A 21,154-nucleotide genomic window follows, 5' to 3' on the forward strand; every position below is an offset into this window, starting at 1 on the left:
GTCAGTTTACGCTTTCTCAGGGTGACAGTATCTGTCAGCTCATAGGCATTTTTTATTAACTCAATCGGTAGGAGGTCTGCGAGAGTTTCGACTTTATTTGGTTTGTAGTTATTGATGATGTCGAGGGCTTGAGAAACGTGCATAAAAAAATCCGATAAACAGGGTCTATCGGATTTTTACATGTTGGTAGGATCATTCAACTGATCTGCCGATTATTGTCTTAACTGATCGGCATTAAGGCACTATGCCTTCCTTTTTTATTTACAGTTTCCGCCTCAGCAACATGATGGCAATTCCGAGGAATACCACACTCGGTGCGATTGCACCAAAGGCCGGTGGTATTTGATACACCAAGCTAATCGGGCCAAAGAACTCGCTGGATATATAGAAGGTAAAGCCTGCGATAACGCCAGACAGAATCCTTGCCCCCATGGTCACACTCCGCAAAGGGCCAAAGATAAACGACAATGCCATTAGCATCATCACCGCAATCGAGATCGGCTGAGTTATCTTTCTCCATAGCGCCAACTCATAACGAGCCGCATCTTGCTCAGATGCTTTAAGATAAGAAACATAATCATATAGACCACTTAACGATAACTCTTCCGGTTTCACCGTTACTATTGCGAGCTTATCGGGTGCCAATGAGGTTTCCCAAGTGTAAGTTGGCAGGCTTTCTTTGGTGATCTGAAGTTCATTTTCAAAAGATGTGATCTCAACATCGTGCATCGTCCAAACATTTCCTCCAACGTAGTCAACTTCTTCAGAGTATATCGACGTCTTGAGCGCATTATTCCCGTCAAAGCGCCACATATTCATGCCATACAACTTATCATCTTCAATTTTAGCAATAAAAATAAAATCACTGGCATCGCGAGCCCATACGCCACTTTGAGTCGAGATAATATTGCCACCAGCAACTGATATAGTTCTTAAATCACGAGCCATCTTCTGTGCTTGAGGGGCACCCCACTGCCCAAGAAGGGTGACCACTATCATCAGAGGAATAGCCGTCTTGAGTACTGATAAGCCAATGTCTAACTTTGAAAAGCCCGCCGCTTGCATTACCACAAGCTCTGAACTGGCAGCAAGCATACCAAGCCCGATCAACGCCCCAAGTAATGCCGCCATTGGGAAGAACATTTCAATATCACGAGGGACACTCAATAAAACAAAATAAAGCGCGTGTAATAGATCGTAGGTACCACGCCCTACCTTTCTCAACTGTTCTACGTACTTGATGATCCCTGAGAGGCCAACAAACGTCACCAATACTAATGACGTGGTTGAGATGATGGTTCTGCCTATATATAAATCGAGAATTTTAAACACGGCTTAAGCCAACCTCTTGTTCTTGAATTTTTCTTTCAAACGCCTTACGAATACGCTATCCATAAAGTTTGCACCAATTGCGACAAATAATAATAACGCATTGATTGGCCACATGCCGATCACCGCAGGAATACTTCCCTCTTCAATCGAAGATTTGGTTGCACTGATTGCTAAGAAGTACGTTAAATAGATCAATATTGCCGGACCAATTTTGGCAAAACGCCCTTGCCTAGGGTTGACCGCTGACAGCGGCACTACGAGCATGGTCAACAACGGAATACAAAGTACTAATGAGATACGCCACTGCAATTCCGCTTTCGCACTGTTATTCGGATTACCAATAAGGTCAAGCGTTGGAATAGCTTCCCAATCTCGACTTTTTTTTTCAACTTCACGCTGACCGATCAAGCCTTCGTACTCTTCAAAATGCGTGACCCTATAATCAAGCCGGGTAGGCACGCCTTCATGACGAGTGCCATCGTACATCACTATAATTTGGCGGCCATCACTCAACTCTTTGACGTCTCCAGATTCAGAGAACATCACACTCGGTAGCACAGAGTCGCGAGGGCGCATTTGAGCAACAAACACATTTTCTAGCTTGTTGCCGTCGATATCATCAATGAATACGACTGATGAGCCATCAGGTGTGCCTTCAAACTTCCCCTTTGGTAGCAAATCTACGCTGTTCTCAGCGGCCACCTTTTCATACATCTGTTCGACTTTATCTTGCGACCAAGGAGACAACCACAATGAATTAAAAGCAGCGACGGTTGCTGTGATTAAGGCTAAGTAAAGTGCAGATTGAATGAGGAATTTATTACCAATACCAGTCGCGTTCATTACGACTATTTCACTTTCAGCGTAAAGGCGACCAAAAGTAAGTAAAATACCAATATAGATACTAAGTGGAAGCATCAATAAGCCCATCGCGGGCATATTTAAGCCAACAATCGACAATATGAGACTCGCTGGGATATCACCATCAGAAGCGTCCGCTAAAACACTGATGAATTTTTGGCTGAGAAACACGAGAAAGAGAACAAAAAAGATCGCAAATTGGCTCTTGATTGTCTCGCGGATCAAATATCTAACAATAATCACGCTCAAATTACCTATACAAAACTTGTTTTTTTGATTGAATCACTATAATTTCCCGTTGAACCTTTTATTTTTTTAAATTTTTAGCTAAGTGTTAGAGTTATTCTTTAAGGTTAGTTCCTTTATGGGATCCAACAAGTAAGAACCTATTATCTAACATTTAGTTCGATTTGTCTTCAGGATGTAGGAGTACGCATGGAGTTCAGTGTAAAAAGTGGTAGCCCAGAGAAACAACGCAGCGCATGTATCGTTGTCGGTGTATTCGAACCGCGCCGCCTTTCTCCAGTAGCCGAGCAATTAGATAAGATTAGTGATGGCTACATTAGCTCACTGCTTCGTCGCGGTGATCTAGAGGGTAAACCTGGCCAGATGCTATTACTGCATCAAGTTCCCGGTGTACTTTCTGAACGCGTTCTACTGGTCGGCTGTGGTAAAGAGCGTGAGCTAGGTGAGCGTCAATATAAAGAAATCATTCAAAAGACCATCAGCACACTCAACGAAACCGGTTCTATGGAAGCCGTGTGTTTCCTTACAGAACTGCACGTGAAAGGCCGCGATACCTACTGGAAAGTGCGTCAAGCGGTCGAAGCAACCAAAGATGGCCTTTACACATTTAACCAATTCAAGAGCAACAAGCCTGAGACTCGTCGTCCACTGCGCAAATTGGTATTCAACGTACCGACACGTCGTGAATTAAGCCTTGGTGAGAAAGCTATTTCTCATGGCCTTGCTATTGCTTCTGGTGTGAAAGCCTCTAAAGATCTTGGCAACATGCCACCAAACATCGCTAACCCTGCTTACCTTGCATCTCAAGCGCGTCGCTTAGCTGACGACTACGAAACAGTAAAAACGAAGATCATTGGCGAAGAAGAGATGGAAAAACTGGGTATGACATCATACCTAGCCGTTGGTCGTGGTTCTAAAAATGAATCTATGATGTCTATCATGGAATACAAAGGCGCTGCAGATCCGAATGCAAAACCTATCGTTCTGATCGGTAAGGGCCTAACGTTCGATTCAGGCGGTATCTCACTTAAGCCTGGTGACGGTATGGATGAGATGAAGTACGACATGTGTGGCGCTGCTTCTGTCTTTGGGGCCATGAAAGCATTGGCTAAGTTAAACCTACCGATTAACGTGGTCGGCATCCTAGCTGGCTGTGAAAACATGCCGGGTAGTAACGCTTATCGCCCTGGTGACATCCTAACCACCATGTCAGGCCAAACGGTTGAAGTATTAAATACGGATGCGGAAGGTCGTTTGGTTCTGTGTGATGCATTAACTTATGTTGAACGCTTTGAACCTGACTGTGTTGTTGACGTTGCGACACTAACTGGCGCGTGTGTGATTGCGCTAGGTCACCACATCAGTGGCGTTCTATCGAACCACAACCCACTTTCTCATGAACTGGTTAATGCGTCAGAGCAAGCCAGTGACCGAGCATGGCGTCTACCAATGGCAGACGAGTACCATGAGCAGCTAAACAGCCCATTCGCTGATATGGCGAACATCGGCGGCCGTCCTGGCGGCACTATTACTGCTGGCTGCTTCCTGTCTAAATTCGCGAAGAAGTATCACTGGGCACACATCGATACTGCGGGTACGGCGTGGAAATCAGGCGCAGCGAAAGGCTCGACAGGTCGCCCTGTCTCAATGCTAGTCCAATTCCTATTGAACCGCAGCGGCCATGAGACTGAGGAGCAATCTTCAAAATAATAAAAGGGCCTACGGGCCCTTTTTTAATAAGCGCTATTTGTTAGCTCCTGCTAACCAAGTAACATTGATACCCACGATTTTCAGTTCGAGTGTTAAGTATGCAAACTGCCACGTTTTACATTGTGCCCTTAAACAGCCCACAAGCCAGTGAAGCGGGTTTTGCTGACTATGTGCTGTTTCTTGCTCAGCACTTTGCGAAACAAGGCGCTAAACTTTATCTTAACTGTCATGACAAACAACATGCCGAGCATATCGCTGAAGTTTTCTGGCAAGTCGAACCCAATGAGTTTATTGCCCATAACTTAGTTGGCGAAGGGCCTAAGTATTCAACTAACATTGAAATTGGCCACCAAGGTGTCAAGCACAATTGGAATCGTCAACTGGTAATTAATCTGGCTGACAATCATACAACCTTTGCGAACGCCTTTGCTCAGGTGATAGACTTCGTCCCTTGCGAAGAAAAAGCTAAGCAACTCGCTCGAGAAAGGTATAAAATTTACCGTCAGGCTGGATATCAGCTACAAACTATCGAGATTCAACATCCGTAGTTAAACCTCATAGTTAAAGCTATCTTTGGATTTAGATTCAAGAAGCTTCACTTATGAAGTTTGACCACGATTAACCATTCACAGTATCCGTTTAAGAGCACTATGGAAAAGACATACAACCCAACATCAATCGAACAAGCTCTGTATAAGACTTGGGAAGAGAAAGGCTACTTTAAGCCACACGGTGACACATCAAAAGAAGCTTACAGCATCATGATCCCGCCACCGAACGTCACTGGCAGCCTGCACATGGGTCACGCGTTCCAAGATACGATCATGGATACGCTTATCCGTGCTCAGCGTATGAAAGGCAAAAACACGCTTTGGCAAGTGGGTACTGACCACGCAGGTATCGCAACTCAAATGGTTGTTGAGCGTAAGATTGCTGCTGAAGAAGGCAAAACAAAACACGACTACGGCCGTGAAGCTTTCATCGACAAGATCTGGGAATGGAAAGGCGAATCAGGTGGCACGATCACTCAACAACTTCGTCGCCTTGGCGCATCGGTAGACTGGGATCGTGAGCGATTCACTATGGATGATGGCCTATCGGCTGCGACTCAAGAAGTGTTTGTTCGTCTATACGAAGAAGACCTAATCTACCGTGGTAAGCGTCTAGTAAACTGGGATCCTAAACTGCACACGGCAATCTCGGATCTTGAAGTTGAAAACAAAGACAAAAAAGGTTTCATGTGGCACTTCCGCTACCCGCTAGCGAACGGTGTTAAAACAGCTGATGGTAAAGATTACATTGTTGTTGCTACTACTCGTCCAGAAACCATGCTTGGTGATACTGGCGTAGCGGTAAACCCAGAAGATCCACGTTACAAAGATCTTATCGGTAAAGAGATCCTGCTTCCTGTTGTAAACCGTCTTATCCCTATTGTAGGCGATGAGCACGCAGACATGGAAAAAGGTACGGGTTGTGTGAAGATCACACCTGCTCACGACTTTAACGATTACGAAGTGGGTAAGCGCAACAACCTACCAATGATCAACATCCTTACATTCAACGCTGATATCCGTGATGCTGCTGAAGTATTCACAACTAACGGCGAAGAAAGCGATGTTTACTCAACAGAACTTCCAGCGAAATACCATGGCATGGAGCGCTTTGCTGCTCGTAAAGCCATCGTTGCTGAATTCGAAGAACTTGGTCTTCTAGACGAAATCAAAGATCACGACCTAACCGTGCCTTACGGCGACCGTGGTGGTGTGGTTATCGAACCAATGCTGACTGACCAATGGTACGTACGCACAGCACCTCTTGCTGAGCCTGCAGTTAAAGCCGTTGAAGATGGTCAAATCCAGTTCGTTCCTAAGCAATACGAAAACATGTACTTCGCGTGGATGCGTGACGTGCAAGACTGGTGTATCTCTCGTCAACTTTGGTGGGGCCACCGCATCCCAGCATGGTACGACAACGATGGTAAAGTTTACGTAGGTCGCACTGAAGAAGAAGTTCGTGAAAAGAACAACCTAGCGCCTGTTGTTGTACTTAAGCAAGACGACGACGTACTCGACACTTGGTTCTCTTCTGCACTTTGGACTTTCGGCACACAAGGCTGGCCTGAAGATACTGAAGCACTGAAAACATTCCACCCATCTGAAGTACTAGTATCTGGTTTTGATATTATCTTCTTCTGGGTTGCTCGTATGATCATGATGACCATGCACTTCGTGAAAGACGAAGATGGCAAGGCTCAAGTACCTTTCAAAACGGTTTACATGACGGGTCTTATCCGTGATGAAAACGGTGACAAGATGTCTAAGTCGAAAGGTAACGTACTTGACCCAATCGACATGATTGACGGCATCGGCCTTGAAGAGCTAGTAGAGAAGCGTTGTGGCAACATGATGCAACCTAAACTGGCTGCTAAGATCGAAAAAGCAACACGTAAGACTTTCGAAAACGGTATCGAACCATACGGTACTGACGCACTGCGTTTCACTCTTGCTGCTATGGCTTCAACGGGCCGTGACATCAACTGGGACATGAAGCGTCTTGAAGGTTACCGTAACTTCTGTAACAAGCTATGGAACGCAAGCCGTTACGTACTGATGAACACAGAAGAGCACGATTGTGGCATGTCACTGTCTGTTGAAGACCGTGCAAACATGGAATTCTCTCTAGCAGATAAGTGGATTGAATCTCAGTTTGAAGTTGCAGCGAAAGAGTTTAACGCTCACCTAGACAACTACCGTCTAGACATGGCAGCAAACACGCTTTACGAATTCATCTGGAACCAATTCTGTGACTGGTACCTAGAGCTAACAAAACCTGTCCTTTGGAAAGGTACTGAAGCTCAGCAACAAGCGACTCGTTACACGCTTATCACAGTTCTAGAGAAGACTCTACGTCTTGCTCACCCTGTTCTTCCTTACATCACTGAATCTATCTGGCAGAGCGTTATCCCGCTGATCGACGGCGTTGAAGGCCCTGACGCAGAAGAAAGAACAATCATGACTCAAGCGCTTCCTCAGTTTAACGAAGATAACTTCAATGCTGAGATCGTAGAAGACATCGAATGGGTTAAGACCTTCATCACAGCTATCCGTAACCTACGTGCGGAATACGACATTGCACCAAGCCAAGGCTTAGAAGTAATGATCAAAGTCGCTGATGAGAAGGACGCTGCTCGTATCGAAGCGAACAAGATCGTTCTAAACTCTCTCGCTAAACTAGACGACATTAAAGTTCTAGCAGACGGCGAACCTCTTGATCAAAAAGAGCTACCGGCTTGCGCAACTAAACTGGTTGGCAAATCTGAGCTGATGATCCCAATGGCGGGTCTTATCGACAAGGATGCTGAGCTTGCTCGTCTTGATAAAGAAGTGAAGAAAACCCACGGCGAAATCAAGCGTATCGAAGGTAAGCTAGGTAACGAAGGTTTCGTTGCGAAAGCCCCAGAAGCGGTTATCGCGAAAGAGCGTGAGAAGCTTGAAGGCTACCAAGAGACTCTTGTTAAGCTTGAAGAGCAAAAAGCGACCATCGCTGCTCTTTAAAACTGAATGAACGAGGAGGTTTCTACCCTCTCGCTCTAGATAAAAAGGTTGGCCTTCATGGTCAGCCTTTTTTTATACCCCAAGCTCCAACCCAGTCCGATCGGCCTCACTCCAGTTTATTGATAGCTTTTGCCTATCAAAACAATCTTAACTACCCATTATACTTAATGATAATAATTCTCAATAATAGACCTATCGAAACAACACAACGACTGAGTAATTATCATGAAAAAGACACTAACCTTTGCTGCATTACATTTTACTATCGCATTTAGTGTCGCTTACGTACTAACAGGCGACATCTTAATTGGTAGCTTAATCGCTATGGTTGAGCCTTCTGTGAATACCGTCGCCTTCTATTTTCATGAAAAGGCGTGGGCTCAAATTCCAGCGCTTAAAGCTCGTCAGTGGATGACAAAGTTAAAAACAGCAAGCTTTGCGACCATTCACTTTAGTGTTGCGTTTAGCGTGGTGTATTTGTTAACGGGTGATGCCTTTATCGGTGGTGTGATGGCTTTGCTAGAGCCAACCTTGAATACCGTGGCTTACTACTTCCATGAGAAAGTCTGGCTACGAAAAGCAGAAAGCCAAACAGCACACACTGAGTTTTGTTTGCATCAACACGCTTAATCGCAATATATTGGGTGGCTCGGATCTGTTGACCTAATGAGTCACCCATTTGTATAGGCTGAATATGGAATACATTGCTAACCTCACCATTCGCTCAATTGAATTAAAAGATAACTCAAGCATTGCTAACGTCATTCGCCAAGTCTCTTATGAGAACGGACTAACGGAAGACAAAGGCTATGGTGTCGCAGACACAACATTGGAAGATATGTTCAGTGTTTATCACAATGAGAAATCACAATACTGGGTAATTGAGCTTGAGGGAAAGGTCATCGGTGGAGGCGGATTTGCGCCGTTAGCGGGAATGCCAGAAGTGTGTGAATTACAAAAGATGTACTTCTTACCGGAAGCAAGAGGTAAAGGGCTAGCTAAGAAATTAGTCAATATGTCAATGAAGCGAGCTAAAGATTTAGGCTATCAGCATATGTACTTAGAAACGACAGAGTGCCTTAATGCTGCAGTTAAACTTTATGAAAAGTTAGGCTTTGAACATCTGGATTCAGCTTGGGGAGACACTGGCCATGACGCTTGTGAGGTTGTCATGGCTAGGCCACTGTAAATAGAGCGACTAAGAAATGTACCTTCTAGCGTAAAAAGTTACTGACGCAAGAATTTGGGTTCAAGGCAACGAAAGAGCTCTCGTGTTGCCCATCAAGGTTCACTTCTAACAGGTATAGGTGTTTAGGATTGGGGCTCTCAAGATTAAAAATGATCGGAGCCTCAACCTGGAACACGACGCCAGTATGTTCTGCGCGTACGTCAATAGGCATCACCAGTGTCATACCATTAAACTTGATGGATGCCGATACTAACCCAGCCTTTAGCGTTTGATAAATCACGTCGACTTTAAACTCACAGCCACCACCATGGTGCCAGATCTGCTCTGTGACCACTTGCTCTAGCTTAACGTTACGAACGAATTGCAGGTAGGGAGTTTGCCAGATCCCGATGCGTGAATCGGATTTAGCGATAGTCTGTAAAGAGGCTGACTCATCCATATCCTCTTCAAGCAATAAGCCCTCCTCTTCCTCAAGAAAAAGGATCTCAAAGCGATTTCGACCTTGCTGCATATAAGGGCGGATATCTTTACGGTACCGTGCTTGGCTCCCATCACAATCAAATACCGCCACACCATTGAGTCGAACTTCTGCAAAGTAATCAACACCGGCAATAACGAGCTCAACAAATGGGCACGCCAACATCGCATCATCCACGTCGATATCGTGCATCAGATGCCACTCTTGCTGTGCAATTTCATTTTCACTCAAGCGACCTGGCAGCGTTGAGCTTAAAGGCGCCGGAAAGGTAATGTCATCTTGTGGAATAGAGAGATCCGTCAGTGGCGATAGCTGCCAGAGACCATCGAGAAGTAACCGCATATCATTCCTTGAGCTAGATCAATATTGGCCGCATTATAAAGAATGAATGTATAGAAAGAAATTTATTTTTCTGAGGGTAAAAAAATGCCAGCTCGTGGCTGGCATTTTTTAAACGTTGGGAAGGAATTACTCTTCGCCTTCATCATCTTCTTCAGGGTAGATAGCATCTTCACCTTCGTAGTAAGTGCCCCAGCCGTCGTAGATAATGTCGAATTTCTCTGCAAGGTTAACAAGCTTCTCAACCTGCGCATCGATCGTTTCTGCATCCAAAGTCGATTGCATGGTTGCATCACAACAAAGTAGCTTGTTGCCATCTTCGTCTTCTGTCTCTTCAGCTTCCAGCACTTCAAAGCCCATTTTGAATGCTTCAACTACCGCTTTTTCAAGTACTGCGAAATCTTCAGCGAATAGGTGATGCTCAATATCGTATAGTGCTTCAGGATCGCTGCCATCTTCGATGAGTGCTTCGATGATGTCGCGAGTCTCTTCCTTTTGAAATTCAATTAATTCCGCTACTGATAGATATTCATCTTCGTGAGACATGGGTCTGCTCCAGAGTGTTGACTATGAAAAGATCAAATTTGATTGCCACGAAATATGGCACGGATCGTTCAGAAAAGCCACCTAGATCCAGCATAGAAAGGTAAGTTTATCGTGCGATAACCGAAGGAATATCAATAAAAAAGTGAAATCAAAATCACAGAAACAAATCTTCAACATATTATTAACCGAGCGGCATTTTAGCATTTCAGTTTTGTGATGCCTTGTGCCCGAATTGAATAAAAACTGCGTGGTTAGTCATGCTCATTGCATACACCCCACAACTTTTGAGTTGCATAAAACCTCACTCTACCATCCAAAAGTGAATGATAATGAATAAAAAATCATTAATGCTAAGCAAAGTCGATTTCAATCACAGCACCAACTGAGCATAAATCCTCAAAAAGACGGGTCAATGTAATGAGCTCCCTATTAGTGTTTAGTGCTAATTAATAAGCAAAAATCAGATTTTAACACTGTTAAATTGAATAATACTTAGCATTAACACACTCTCTAAAACTTGCATATTACGATCAAGCTTGTCATAAATAGACGCTGGATTATAAGTAAGGATGCAAAATGAGTAAGCTGTACGTTGGCTCCGAAGTCGGTCAGTTAAGACGAGTTCTCTTAAATAGACCTGAAAGAGCACTCACCCACCTCACCCCTTCTAACTGTCACGAATTACTATTCGACGATGTACTTGCTGTTGAGGCTGCGGGTGAGGAGCACGATGCCTTCGCTGAAACCCTGCGTAGCCAAGATGTAGAAGTGCTGCTACTGCATAACTTACTGGTAGAGACGCTTGCTGTCCCTCAGGCTCGAGAATGGCTCCTGAATACTCAAATCTCAGATTTTCGTTATGGGCCTATTTTTGCCCGTGATTTAAGAAGCTATCTTGCTCAAATGGATAATGAGCACCTAGCGAGCCTACTATTGGGTGGCTTGGCTTACTCAGAGCTGCCAATCAAATCCTCGTCGATGCTACCTAAAATGCAGCGACCGCTCGATTTCGTGATAGAGCCACTGCCGAACCATCTATTTACGCGAGATACCTCATGCTGGGTTTACGGCGGTGTATCACTTAACCCAATGATGAAGCCCGCACGTCAACGCGAAACCAACCATCTGCGTGCTATCTACCGCTGGCATCCAGTCTTTGCAGGGCAAGATTTCATTAAGTATTTCGGTGATGAAGATCTGCACTACGATAATGCCAACATCGAGGGCGGGGATGTGCTGGTTATTGGTAAAGGTGCGGTACTGATCGGAATCTCTGAGCGTACCAAGCCACAAGGTGTCGAAAACCTTGCTGCGAGCCTATTCAAGTCGGGTCAAGCAAGCGAAGTGATCGCGATCGACCTACCAAAGCACCGCTCTTGCATGCACCTAGATACGGTGATGACGCACATGGATATCGACACCTTCTCTGTCTATCCAGAGATTGTGCGTAAAGATCTCGACACTTGGCGCTTAACGCCAAAAGAAAATGGCGAAATGCGGGTCGAGAAGGCCGATAACTACCTATCTGCGATTGAAGGGGCGCTGGGCCTCGATCAACTGAAGATCATCACCACCGGTGGTGACAACTACGAAGCAGAACGTGAACAGTGGAATGACGCCAACAATGTACTCACCGTAAAACCGGGGACTGTGATTGGTTATGAGCGTAATGTTTACACCAATGAGAAATACGACAAAGCGGGAATCGAAGTCCTCACCATTCCGGGTAACGAACTGGGGCGTGGACGCGGGGGGGCTCGTTGCATGAGCTGCCCTATTGAAAGAGACGGAATTTAAATTACAGGCTCGAGTTCAACTTAACTTAACTCAATTCAACTAAGCCACTCAATCAAACCGAAATCACAACTCATCGAGGTCAGTACGCTTGTACTGGCCTTTTTTATTAAAAATAAAAATAAATATTCACAAATATAGCATTTTTATGTTTAACTGGATTCTTCATTGATTCTATATATCCAAGGAGCGAGATATGGCCTTTAACCTTCGCAATCGTAACTTTCTAAAACTTCTCGACTTTACTCCTAAAGAGATTCAGTTTTTGCTCGATCTATCTGCAGACTTAAAAAAAGCAAAATATGCAGGTACAGAGCAAAAAAGACTGAGTGGTAAAAACATCGCTTTGATCTTTGAAAAAGCATCCACCCGAACTCGTTGTGCGTTTGAAGTCGCTGCTTTTGATCAAGGGGCTCAGGTCTCTTATTTAGGCCCTTCTGGTACGCAGATCGGTCAAAAAGAATCAATGAAAGATACGGCTCGTGTATTGGGGCGTATGTACGATGGCATCGAATATCGTGGCTTTGGCCAAAGCATTGTCGAAGACCTGGGGGCTTATGCCGGAGTACCAGTTTGGAATGGCCTAACCGATGAGTTCCATCCCACTCAGATCTTGGCTGATTTCCTCACTATGCTTGAGCATGGCCGAGGTAAACAACTGTATCAAATTAGCTTTGCCTACCTAGGTGATGCACGTAACAATATGGGCAACTCTCTGTTAGTGGGTGCTGCGAAAATGGGCATGGATATTCGCCTGGTCGCACCAAAAGCCTTCTGGCCAGAAGAGCAGCTTGTTGAAGAGTGCCAAGCGATCGCGCAAAGCACAGGTGCCAAAATCACTCTAACGGAAGACGTTGCTGAAGGCGTGAAAGATTGTGATTTCCTATACACCGACGTTTGGGTTTCGATGGGCGAAGCGCCTGAAGCTTGGGATGAACGTGTAGCGGTAATGAAACCATACCAAGTGAATATGGATGTGATTAAGCTGACGGGGAACCCTCAAGTGAAATTCATGCACTGCCTACCCGCTTTCCATAACAATGAAACCGTGATTGGCCAGCAAGTCGCAGACAAGTATGGAATGAACGGCTTGGAAGTGACGGATGAAGTGTTTGAATCTGACTACTCAATTGTATTTGATGAGGCAGAGAATCGCATACATACCATCAAGGCGGTGATGGTCGCGACTCTTGGTCAATAGACAATAATGAAAGTAAACAAAAGCTTGATGTAATCGCTTGCGCTCACAAATTGAAAGCGTATAATTCTCGGCAATTTGTCTGAGAGTAGTGAAAATGACGCCAAGCAATGTTGTGATAGAACATAATGATATTGTGACAACACATAATAATATTGTGAAAACACCTAATATTGCTCGTAAGCTAGCCTGCTTACCTGGCCGTCTATTCTGCTTTTCGGTATGTTTTTAAAGCCTCCCATGATGGGGGGCTTTTTTATGGCTAATACATTATTGTGGGGAAGAAGATCATGGCGAATTCGCTCTATCAAAAGCACATCATCTCAATTCCAGAGCTTTCTCGTGAAGAGCTAGAATTAATTGTTCAAACGGCAGGTCACCTAAAAGCTGAACCAAACCCAGAACTCATCAAGAACAAAGTGGTTGCTAGCTGCTTCTTCGAACCTTCAACGCGCACTCGTCTCTCTTTTGAAACCGCGATCCAACGCATCGGTGGTGATGTGATTGGTTTCGACAGTGGTGGTAATACATCTTTGGCAAAGAAAGGCGAAACGTTGGCTGACTCAGTACAGGTGATCTCTTCATACGTAGATGCCTACGTGATGCGTCACCCTCAAGAAGGCGCAGCGCGTCTGGCCTCTGAGTTTTCAAATGGCGTGCCTGTTATTAATGCGGGCGATGGCGCTAACCAACACCCAACACAAACGTTATTAGACCTGTTCTCCATCGCAGAGACACAAGGCCGCCTAGATAACCTTAATGTTGCGTTCGTTGGCGACCTTAAGTATGGCCGTACGGTTCACTCTTTAACTCAAGCACTCGCGAAGTTCGACAATATCTGTTTCTACTTCGTCGCACCGGAAGCACTGGCTATGCCAGACTACATTTGCGAAGAGCTTGATGAAGCCGGTATCAAGTACCAACTACTAACCAACATGGAAGATGTCATCCCAGAGTTGGATGTGCTGTACATGACTCGCGTTCAAAAAGAGCGCTTTGATGAATCGGAATACGCCCACATCAAATCGGCGTACATTCTTACTGCCGCACTGCTAGACAATGCTCGCGAGAACCTCAAGGTGCTGCACCCTCTTCCTCGTGTGGATGAAATTACTATCGATGTCGATAAAACACCTTACGCTTACTACTTCCAGCAAGCTGAGAATGGTGTTTACGCTCGTGAAGCATTACTGGCCCTTGTTCTTAACGAAACGCTGTAAAGGAGAGATATCATGTCTAAAGAGACTCAATTAAAAGTTGAAGCCATCAGAAACGGTACTGTTATCGACCATATCCCTGCCAACATCGGGATCAAGGTGTTAAAGCTGTTCGACATGCACAACTCTCATCAGCGTGTGACCATTGGCTTGAACCTGCCTTCATCGGCACAAGGTGGAAAAGACCTGCTCAAGATTGAGAATGTGTTCATCACAGAAGAGCAAGCAAGTAAGCTGGCCCTGTATGCCCCTCATGCTACGGTTAACCAAATCGAAGATTATGAAGTGGTCAAGAAGCTTGCACTAGAGCTTCCAGAACAGATCAACGATGTATTTGAGTGCCCAAACAGCAACTGCATTACTCACAATGAGCCGGTTGAAAGCAGCTTTAAAATCTTTGAAAAGAAAGAAGATATTCGATTGAAATGTAAGTACTGTGAAAAAGTTTTCTCTCGCGAAGTCGTGACTGAAAGATAACGCAATACGGCTATTGTCGTCGAATGCAAAAACGATCAAATACCTCTCCTGTGCGGGGTATTTTGCTCTTTACCTAGCCCAAGTTTGTAGGCACACTGAAAATAGACTTTTATCTAATCACTGACGGAATAACCAATGACTAAAGTACTTCACACAGAATCGGCTCCAGCTGCAATCGGCCCATACGTACAAGGCGTTGACCTTGGCAACATGGTACTGACTTCTGGTCAAATCCCAGTTAACCCAGTAACGGGTGAAGTATCTGCCGATATCGCAGAGCAAGCTCGCCAATCTCTAGAAAACGTTCAAGCGGTTGTTGAGGCTTCAGGCCTGACTGTAAAAGACATCGTAAAGCTGACGGTATTCGTTAAAGACCTAAACGACTTCGGCACGGTCAATGAAGCTTACGGTAAATTCTTTGATGAACACGGCGTTGCAAACTACCCTGCTCGCTCATGTGTTGAAGTGGCTCGCCTACCGAAAGATGTCGGTATCGAGATCGAAGCAATTGCGGTTCGCAAATAGATTTCACTCTATTTAGTCAACGGCTTAGCGTAGAACTAAGTGTTGATAGATACAAAAAAGGTTGCCAAATTGGCAACCTTTTTTACTATTCGTTGTTTGTGTTTAAGCTATTTCTTATTAAGCTCAACCACCTCTTTATCTAATGCTTCTAGCTTAACGGCCATCTGCTCACGAGCTAGGTTAGCCAGTTCACGCACATTAGACTTGTCGTAGCCTTCCGTGCTGATTGGTGGCAGCATTTCAACAATCACGTGACCATTGTTCCAACGGTTGAGCTTAACGCCACCTGTTGAGCTACACACGATAGGAACAATAGGTAAGCCTGCGCCAATTGCTGCATGGAAAGCCCCTGTTTTGAATGGCAACAGACCACGACCACGACCACGAGAGCGAGTCCCTTCAGGGAACATCCATACTGAAACATCACTCTCTTTTAGGCTAGTCACCACCTGATCAATCGTACCAACGGCTTTGCTGCGGTTAGCACGGTCAATGAGAATATTACCCGTTAGCCAGTAAAGCTGACCAAATAACGGCATCCACGCAAGGCTTTTCTTACCCACGGTCACCACTTTAGGCGTTACCGCAGATGATATCGTGAACAGATCCCAACTGTTTTGGTGGTTCGCAACATAGACATGCTGACCGCGTGAGTAAGCATCTTCAGGGATGCGTAGCTCCAACTTCATACCGAATACTTTCGACATACGACCGAAGTAACGGCCAAAGGTAAATACGTGTTTCGGATTGCGTGGACTGAGTAGACAGTAACCGCACCCAAATACAAACATTAGAATCGCAAATATCGCCAATGCAAAAATACGTAGTATTGCTATCATTTTGTTCCTCACCAACCACAAAGCTCACCCATCTATTCACATAAAATCGTAATAGATTCGCCTTTGGTAAATACAAGTATAAAAAAGTCGAAACCAAGGTTCCGACTTTAGTGTGTTTATCTTATTGATTCATAGACTCGCTAACCTAGGTTAGTTAGATTCACGAAATCGAGTAATGTTGGCACCTAAGACTGACAGTTTATCTTCAATCTTATCGTAGCCACGGTCGATGTGATAAATACGATCAACAATGGTTTCGCCCTGAGCGATACAGCCTGCGATAACAAGGCTCGCAGACGCACGAAGATCGGTAGCCATAACTTGAGCACCACTCAACTTTTCTGTTTCACCACAGATAGCCGTATTGCCTTCGATTTCCGCTTTTGCTCCCATTCGCTGCAACTCAGGAATGTGCATAAAGCGGTTTTCAAAGATCGTCTCAGTGATAACACCGCTGCCCTTCGCCATCATGTTTAGCAGAGTAAACTGCGCTTGCATGTCGGTTGGGAAGCCTGGGTGAGGTGCCGTTACGATTTTCACCGCTTTCAATTCACGGCCTGTCATATCAAGGCTGATCCAATCTTCACCTGTTTCAACCTTCGCACCCGCTTCTTCAAGCTTCGCTAAGGCAGCTTCAAGAAGATGAGCGTTGGTGTTGCGACAAACTACTTTACCGCCAGAAACAGCAGCAGCAACCAGGAAAGTACCCGTTTCAATACGGTCAGCAACCACAGAGTGTTGACCACCACCAAGACGCTCAACGCCTTCGATAGTAATCGTATCCGTACCTGCGCCAGAAATTTTAGCACCTAGTTTATTTAGGAAGTCAGCGGTATCAACAATCTCAGGCTCACGCGCTGAGTTGTCGAGTACCGTTGTTCCTTCCGCTAGCGTTGCCGCGCACATGACAGTAATCGTCGCACCTACGCTGACTTTGTCCATCACGATATGCGCGCCTTTCAAACGGCCATCAACGCTTGCTTTTACATAGCCATCTTCCAACGTAATCGTTGCACCTAGCTGCTCTAGGCCATGGATATGCAGATCAACAGGACGAGCACCAATCGCACAACCACCAGGAAGTGATACTTGGCCTTCTCCAAAACGAGCTACTAGAGGACCTAAAGCCCAGATAGAAGCACGCATTGTTTTCACTAAATCGTAAGGCGCACAAAATTCATTAATTTCGCTGCCATCAACATGAACACTACCATTACGTGATACTTTTGCGCCTAAACGCTTAAGCAGTTCCATCGTAGTATCGATGTCACGTAGGTGAGGCACATTACTTACTTCCACTGGCTCTTCAGCAAGAATTGAAGCAAATAAGATAGGTAGCGCTGCATTTTTTGCGCCTGAGATCGTCACTTCACCGCTTAGCGGCTTATCCGATCCAATAACTCGAAACTTTTCCATCATAAACCTTAAAGTGACATCAGTTTCTTATCACGTTCCCACTCTTCCGGCGTGAAAGCCTTAATCGAAAGAGCATGGATGTCATTACGTTGAATGTATTCCATTAGTGGGCCGTAGATTAGTTGCTGCTTCTTAACTCGACTCATGCCGTCAAAACATGCATCAACCGCAACAACTTCATAATGACTGCCTTCACCCTTCACGATAATTTCCTGAAGGTTCAGGGCTTCTGCTAATAATTCTTGTACTTTTGTGCTGTCCACAAATAGCTCCTGCCTAATTTTTTATGTGCTCTGCCATCATTGGCTGGATATTGCTCAATTGGAACAACGTTCGTAATTGTTCTGGCACGAAACTGAGCATTATATGACAGTTTTGATTTTTTGCATGCTCTAATAAGTGAATTAACATCACCATTCCTGCTGAATCGACTCGATTTATATGGCTAAGGTCAATTTCAACGCGCAATTCCGTCGTTTGCCACTTTTCCAATATACGCCAGATTGCAGGAACACTGTCTCGATCGATATCACCGAGAAGCTGATACTGTTTAGAGTTTAGTGCTTGCCATTGAGGGTGACCCATTATTTATTACTCTCAAAGCGAATCGGTTGTGCGGCAAGTTTCTCCAGTTCACCGGCAACCGTTAAGATACCTTCTTGGCGGATCTTAGTATTCCACTCCGATTGCTTACTCGACAACAAGCTAATACCTTCCGCAACCATATCAAACGCTTTCCACTCGCCAGACTTCTTGTCTTTACGAAGCTTAAATTCAAGCTTGATGTTTGGTCGCGGTGTATCGATGATATCAACCTTGATACTGGTGATACGACTGTCCGCTTTGATTTTTGGTTCTGGACCAAACTTAATAGTCTGATCGGTATACTGGGTCAACACTTGGGCATAAGAAGAAACCAAGTATTTACGGAATGCATCGATAAACACGCCCACGTCTTTTCTATCTGCGCCTTTCAAGTTGGGCCCCAACAGCTTAAGCGCTGCGTATTGAGCATTCACATACGGCATCAACTCTTGCTCAACGATGATCTTCAGTAACTCAGGATCTTGTTGGATGTTGTCTTGTTCACTCTTTAAACGCTCAAACGCGGTTTCTGCGACTTGAGTCATCATTTGGTAAGGCTGGGTACGATCAATCGATTCGCCTGCAAAAGCTTGAACAGACATCAGCAAAGCAAGCACTGTCATCAACCATCGCTTCACTGTGAGGTTCGCCTTCAACATGGTATTGTTTTCTAACATGAGATCACTCCTTTGCTTCGTTATCATCCGAGCCACCAACGCTGTACAGCACCTGACCAATCAAATCTTCCAGTACTAGAGCTGATTTGGTGTCTTCAATTGCATCGCCATCAACCAGCATCTCTTCATCGTCAAAGATGAAACCTGGAACCAAGCTGATGTACTGCTCACCAATTAAACCTGACGTTAAAATTTGAGCGCTAGAGGTATCAGGAAATTGTGAGTACTTCGCATCGATAGACAGCTCAACCACTGGGAGATAACTGTCAGTGTCGAGTTCAATGCTTTGCACTCGACCCACCACTACGCCGCCTACCTTCACCGGAGAGCGCACCTTTAAACTGCCAATGTTGTCAAAGGTCGCCGTTAGCTGATAAGTATGGTTTGACCCTAAGCCTTTTACGTCAGCAACTTGAAAGATCATCACTAAGATTGCGCAAATTCCGGCAATAACAAAGGTGCCGACCCATAATTCCAATTTTTGAGTTTGTTGCATGATTAATTCCCAAACATCAATGCGGTAAGAACAAAATCTAGCCCTAATACCGCTAGAGAAGAGTGCACAACAGTGCGGGTGGTTGCCTGACTAATGCCTTCAGAGGTCGGTACGGCATCATAGCCATTAAAAAGAGCGATCCAAGTTACGGTGATAGCAAAAATCATACACTTAATCATGCTGTTACCAATATCTCGGCCAAGCTCTACGGAAGACTGCATCGCAGACCAAAAGCTGCCATGATCAATACCCTTCCAATCGACCCCCACCAACTGGCCCCCCCAAATTCCAACCGCCATAAAGATCATAGCAAGCAATGGCATTGAGATAAGCCCGGCCCAAAGTCGTGGTGCAATAATACGTTTTAGAGGATCAACGGCCATCATCTCAAGGCTTGAGATCTGCTCCGTTGCCTTCATTAAGCCAATCTCAGCCGTTAACGCCGAACCTGCACGACCAGCAAACAACAGCGCCGTCACCACTGGACCTAGCTCTCGTAACAGTGACAGTGCGACCATTTGTCCAAGGTTACCCTCGGCCCCATAGTCGATTAACACCACATATCCCTGCAGGCTCAGTACCATGCCAATAAACAAACCGGATACTAAAATAATAGCCAACGACTGAACGCCAACGCTATAAAGTTGTTTTACTAATAAAGGGAAGTTTTTGAGTCGCGGGATGCCGAACAAAGCCCCAAATAACATCAGGCTTGCTCGACCAAATGACTCACAGATCGCAAGTGTACGCCTGCCGACACCCGCTATGGTTTTAGCCATCATATTGAAACAAGTCCTTTTCTAAAGGTTGCGCAGGGAACCTAAACGGCACGGGGCCATCCGCTTCGCCTTGCAAAAATTGCTGCACCCTTGGGTCACTATTGCTATACAACTCATCAGGAGACCCAGCCGCAATAATTTTGCCATCGGCCAACAAGTAAACCCAATCTGCGATACTCATCACCTCAGGCACATCGTGAGACACGACAATCGAGGTTAAACCCAAAGCTTGGTTGAGATTACGGATAAGCTCAACCAACACCCCCATGGTGATAGGATCTTGGCCAACAAAGGGTTCGTCGTACATAATGAGTTCTGGATCCAATGCAATGGCACGCGCCAATGCTGCTCGTCTTGCCATACCACCGGACAACTCACTCGGCATTAATTGCGCCGCTCCTCGTAAGCCAACCGCTTCCAGTTTGAGCAATACGATGGTACGAATAAACGTTTCATTCAGTTCGGTGTGCTCGCGCAGCGGAAACGCCACATTGTCAAACACATTGAGATCCGTAAAAAGCGCACCGGATTGGAATAGCATGCTCATTTTCTTACGTGCTTGGTACAGCTTTCGACGTGATAGTGTTGGGATGTTATCGCCATCAAACCAAATCTCACCTTCATCTGGCGGTAGCTGTCCGCCAATCAAACGCAACAAGGTCGTTTTACCGATCCCAGATGGACCCATGATTGCGGTTATTTTGCCTTGAGGGACCTCTAAACAGATATCATCAAATATAATGCGCTCACCGCGAGAGAAGCTAAGGTTATTCACTTTTACAAGCTCAGTACTCAACATAATCTTGTCGCTTCCTTGCTCTAAAATACGCCAACTGTGGCTGCAATAATAATCAGTCTACTTTAGAATTAAAAGCGCTGTTCAATTAATTGTCGAA

Annotated in this window: 23 protein-coding genes; 10 read left to right on the forward strand and 13 right to left on the reverse strand. The window is 45.1% G+C overall.

The annotated features are described in order from the left end of the window. From Q1A70_RS04340 to lptF, 3 genes are all read right to left on the reverse strand, one after another. A partial coding sequence (locus Q1A70_RS04340) for a transposase domain-containing protein (RefSeq protein WP_299687607.1) occupies positions 1-143 on the reverse strand: 143 nt, incomplete at its 3' end. 118 nt (positions 144-261) lie between these two features. Then, positions 262-1,332, reverse strand: a complete 1,071-nt coding sequence (lptG, locus tag Q1A70_RS04345; RefSeq protein ID WP_299687599.1) for an LPS export ABC transporter permease LptG — start codon at positions 1,330-1,332, stop codon at positions 262-264. A gap of 3 nt (positions 1,333-1,335) precedes the next feature. Next, positions 1,336-2,436, reverse strand: coding sequence for an LPS export ABC transporter permease LptF (gene lptF / locus Q1A70_RS04350; RefSeq protein WP_299687597.1), 1,101 nt, complete (start codon positions 2,434-2,436; stop codon positions 1,336-1,338). Positions 2,437-2,628: 192 nt separating this feature from the next. Between lptF and pepA the strand changes: the two genes are divergently transcribed. From pepA to Q1A70_RS04375, 5 genes are all read left to right on the forward strand, one after another. Continuing rightward, complete coding sequence (pepA, locus tag Q1A70_RS04355; protein WP_299687595.1) at positions 2,629-4,149, forward strand: leucyl aminopeptidase; 1,521 nt, start codon at positions 2,629-2,631, stop codon at positions 4,147-4,149. Positions 4,150-4,247: 98 nt separating this feature from the next. Then, a complete protein-coding gene (locus Q1A70_RS04360) occupies positions 4,248-4,697 on the forward strand; it encodes a DNA polymerase III subunit chi (RefSeq protein WP_299687593.1) in 450 nt (149 codons plus the stop codon). Between the two features lie 102 nt (positions 4,698-4,799). Beyond that, complete coding sequence (locus Q1A70_RS04365) at positions 4,800-7,703, forward strand: valine--tRNA ligase (protein ID WP_299687591.1); 2,904 nt, start codon at positions 4,800-4,802, stop codon at positions 7,701-7,703. Between the two features lie 225 nt (positions 7,704-7,928). Further along, a complete protein-coding gene (locus Q1A70_RS04370; RefSeq protein WP_299687589.1) occupies positions 7,929-8,333 on the forward strand; it encodes a DUF2061 domain-containing protein in 405 nt (134 codons plus the stop codon). Positions 8,334-8,397: 64 nt separating this feature from the next. Continuing rightward, complete coding sequence (locus tag Q1A70_RS04375) at positions 8,398-8,892, forward strand: GNAT family N-acetyltransferase (protein ID WP_299687586.1); 495 nt, start codon at positions 8,398-8,400, stop codon at positions 8,890-8,892. 25 nt (positions 8,893-8,917) lie between these two features. On the opposite strand, the gene Q1A70_RS04380 is transcribed toward Q1A70_RS04375, so the two are convergent. After that, positions 8,918-9,712, reverse strand: coding sequence for a hypothetical protein (locus Q1A70_RS04380; protein ID WP_299687583.1), 795 nt, complete (start codon positions 9,710-9,712; stop codon positions 8,918-8,920). 126 nt (positions 9,713-9,838) lie between these two features. Further along, the gene (gene rraB / locus Q1A70_RS04385) at positions 9,839-10,255 is read right to left on the reverse strand and encodes a ribonuclease E inhibitor RraB (protein WP_299687580.1); all 417 of its coding nucleotides are present in this window, start codon (positions 10,253-10,255) and stop codon (positions 9,839-9,841) included. 576 nt (positions 10,256-10,831) lie between these two features. Here rraB and arcA point away from each other — a divergent pair. The 5 genes from arcA (at position 10,832) to Q1A70_RS04410 (ending at position 15,466) form a co-directional block, all read left to right on the forward strand. Further along, positions 10,832-12,052: an arginine deiminase gene (gene arcA, locus Q1A70_RS04390; protein ID WP_299687577.1), complete on the forward strand. Its 1,221-nt coding sequence runs from the start codon at positions 10,832-10,834 to the stop codon at positions 12,050-12,052. Positions 12,053-12,245: 193 nt separating this feature from the next. Further along, entirely contained in the window at positions 12,246-13,250 is a 1,005-nt protein-coding gene (locus Q1A70_RS04395; RefSeq protein WP_299687574.1) for an ornithine carbamoyltransferase, read from the forward strand. A 287-nt stretch (positions 13,251-13,537) separates the two neighbouring features. Next, positions 13,538-14,467 (forward strand): aspartate carbamoyltransferase, encoded by a 930-nt coding sequence (gene pyrB / locus Q1A70_RS04400; protein WP_299687571.1) that lies wholly within the window; start codon positions 13,538-13,540, stop codon positions 14,465-14,467. Positions 14,468-14,479: 12 nt separating this feature from the next. Then, entirely contained in the window at positions 14,480-14,941 is a 462-nt protein-coding gene (pyrI, locus tag Q1A70_RS04405) for an aspartate carbamoyltransferase regulatory subunit (protein WP_299687568.1), read from the forward strand. A 135-nt stretch (positions 14,942-15,076) separates the two neighbouring features. Further along, positions 15,077-15,466, forward strand: a complete 390-nt coding sequence (locus Q1A70_RS04410; RefSeq protein WP_299687564.1) for a RidA family protein — start codon at positions 15,077-15,079, stop codon at positions 15,464-15,466. A 107-nt stretch (positions 15,467-15,573) separates the two neighbouring features. Here the strand turns inward: Q1A70_RS04410 and Q1A70_RS04415 are convergent, their stop codons facing one another. The 8 genes from Q1A70_RS04415 to mlaF form a co-directional block, all read right to left on the reverse strand. Then, positions 15,574-16,305, reverse strand: coding sequence for a 1-acylglycerol-3-phosphate O-acyltransferase (locus Q1A70_RS04415; RefSeq protein ID WP_299687561.1), 732 nt, complete (start codon positions 16,303-16,305; stop codon positions 15,574-15,576). A gap of 150 nt (positions 16,306-16,455) precedes the next feature. Next, positions 16,456-17,721, reverse strand: coding sequence for a UDP-N-acetylglucosamine 1-carboxyvinyltransferase (gene murA / locus Q1A70_RS04420; RefSeq protein WP_299687605.1), 1,266 nt, complete (start codon positions 17,719-17,721; stop codon positions 16,456-16,458). Positions 17,722-17,729: 8 nt separating this feature from the next. Continuing rightward, positions 17,730-17,984 carry a BolA family iron metabolism protein IbaG gene (ibaG, locus tag Q1A70_RS04425; RefSeq protein ID WP_299687558.1) on the reverse strand — a complete coding sequence of 85 codons (255 nt, stop codon included), beginning with the start codon at positions 17,982-17,984 and terminating at the stop codon, positions 17,730-17,732. A 13-nt stretch (positions 17,985-17,997) separates the two neighbouring features. Further along, on the reverse strand, positions 17,998-18,306 hold the full coding sequence (locus Q1A70_RS04430) for a lipid asymmetry maintenance protein MlaB (protein ID WP_299687555.1): 309 nt from the start codon (positions 18,304-18,306) through the stop codon (positions 17,998-18,000). Beyond that, positions 18,306-18,983 (reverse strand): phospholipid-binding protein MlaC, encoded by a 678-nt coding sequence (locus Q1A70_RS04435; RefSeq protein ID WP_299687552.1) that lies wholly within the window; start codon positions 18,981-18,983, stop codon positions 18,306-18,308. Before Q1A70_RS04435 ends, Q1A70_RS04430 begins: the two co-directional genes overlap by 1 nt. A 4-nt stretch (positions 18,984-18,987) precedes the next feature. Beyond that, on the reverse strand, positions 18,988-19,479 hold the full coding sequence (gene mlaD, locus Q1A70_RS04440) for an outer membrane lipid asymmetry maintenance protein MlaD (RefSeq protein WP_299687549.1): 492 nt from the start codon (positions 19,477-19,479) through the stop codon (positions 18,988-18,990). A 2-nt stretch (positions 19,480-19,481) separates the two neighbouring features. Then, positions 19,482-20,261: a lipid asymmetry maintenance ABC transporter permease subunit MlaE gene (gene mlaE / locus Q1A70_RS04445; RefSeq protein WP_299687546.1), complete on the reverse strand. Its 780-nt coding sequence runs from the start codon at positions 20,259-20,261 to the stop codon at positions 19,482-19,484. Beyond that, complete coding sequence (mlaF, locus tag Q1A70_RS04450) at positions 20,251-21,057, reverse strand: phospholipid ABC transporter ATP-binding protein MlaF (protein ID WP_299687543.1); 807 nt, start codon at positions 21,055-21,057, stop codon at positions 20,251-20,253. Before mlaF ends, mlaE begins: the two co-directional genes overlap by 11 nt. Positions 21,058-21,154 lie beyond the last annotated feature (97 nt).

It is taken from the genome of uncultured Vibrio sp., from assembly GCF_947488985.1.
Lineage (GTDB): Bacteria > Pseudomonadota > Gammaproteobacteria > Enterobacterales > Vibrionaceae > Vibrio.

Excerpts from the sequence above, each read along its gene's own strand:
- pepA (WP_299687595.1), top strand. The coding sequence starts at position 2,629 with ATGGAGTTCAGTGTAAAAAGTGGTAGCCCAGAGAAACAACGCAGCGCA.
- Q1A70_RS04360 (WP_299687593.1), top strand. The coding sequence starts at position 4,248 with ATGCAAACTGCCACGTTTTACATTGTGCCCTTAAACAGCCCACAAGCC.
- Q1A70_RS04365 (WP_299687591.1), top strand. The coding sequence starts at position 4,800 with ATGGAAAAGACATACAACCCAACATCAATCGAACAAGCTCTGTATAAG.
- Q1A70_RS04370 (WP_299687589.1), top strand. The coding sequence starts at position 7,929 with ATGAAAAAGACACTAACCTTTGCTGCATTACATTTTACTATCGCATTT.
- Q1A70_RS04375 (WP_299687586.1), top strand. The coding sequence starts at position 8,398 with ATGGAATACATTGCTAACCTCACCATTCGCTCAATTGAATTAAAAGAT.
- Q1A70_RS04380 (WP_299687583.1), bottom strand. The coding sequence starts at position 9,712 with ATGCGGTTACTTCTCGATGGTCTCTGGCAGCTATCGCCACTGACGGAT.
- rraB (WP_299687580.1), bottom strand. The coding sequence starts at position 10,255 with ATGTCTCACGAAGATGAATATCTATCAGTAGCGGAATTAATTGAATTT.
- arcA (WP_299687577.1), top strand. The coding sequence starts at position 10,832 with ATGAGTAAGCTGTACGTTGGCTCCGAAGTCGGTCAGTTAAGACGAGTT.
- Q1A70_RS04395 (WP_299687574.1), top strand. The coding sequence starts at position 12,246 with ATGGCCTTTAACCTTCGCAATCGTAACTTTCTAAAACTTCTCGACTTT.
- pyrB (WP_299687571.1), top strand. The coding sequence starts at position 13,538 with ATGGCGAATTCGCTCTATCAAAAGCACATCATCTCAATTCCAGAGCTT.
- pyrI (WP_299687568.1), top strand. The coding sequence starts at position 14,480 with ATGTCTAAAGAGACTCAATTAAAAGTTGAAGCCATCAGAAACGGTACT.
- Q1A70_RS04410 (WP_299687564.1), top strand. The coding sequence starts at position 15,077 with ATGACTAAAGTACTTCACACAGAATCGGCTCCAGCTGCAATCGGCCCA.
- Q1A70_RS04415 (WP_299687561.1), bottom strand. The coding sequence starts at position 16,305 with ATGATAGCAATACTACGTATTTTTGCATTGGCGATATTTGCGATTCTA.
- murA (WP_299687605.1), bottom strand. The coding sequence starts at position 17,721 with ATGGAAAAGTTTCGAGTTATTGGATCGGATAAGCCGCTAAGCGGTGAA.
- Q1A70_RS04430 (WP_299687555.1), bottom strand. The coding sequence starts at position 18,306 with ATGGGTCACCCTCAATGGCAAGCACTAAACTCTAAACAGTATCAGCTT.
- Q1A70_RS04435 (WP_299687552.1), bottom strand. The coding sequence starts at position 18,983 with ATGTTAGAAAACAATACCATGTTGAAGGCGAACCTCACAGTGAAGCGA.
- mlaD (WP_299687549.1), bottom strand. The coding sequence starts at position 19,479 with ATGCAACAAACTCAAAAATTGGAATTATGGGTCGGCACCTTTGTTATT.
- mlaE (WP_299687546.1), bottom strand. The coding sequence starts at position 20,261 with ATGATGGCTAAAACCATAGCGGGTGTCGGCAGGCGTACACTTGCGATC.
- mlaF (WP_299687543.1), bottom strand. The coding sequence starts at position 21,057 with ATGTTGAGTACTGAGCTTGTAAAAGTGAATAACCTTAGCTTCTCTCGC.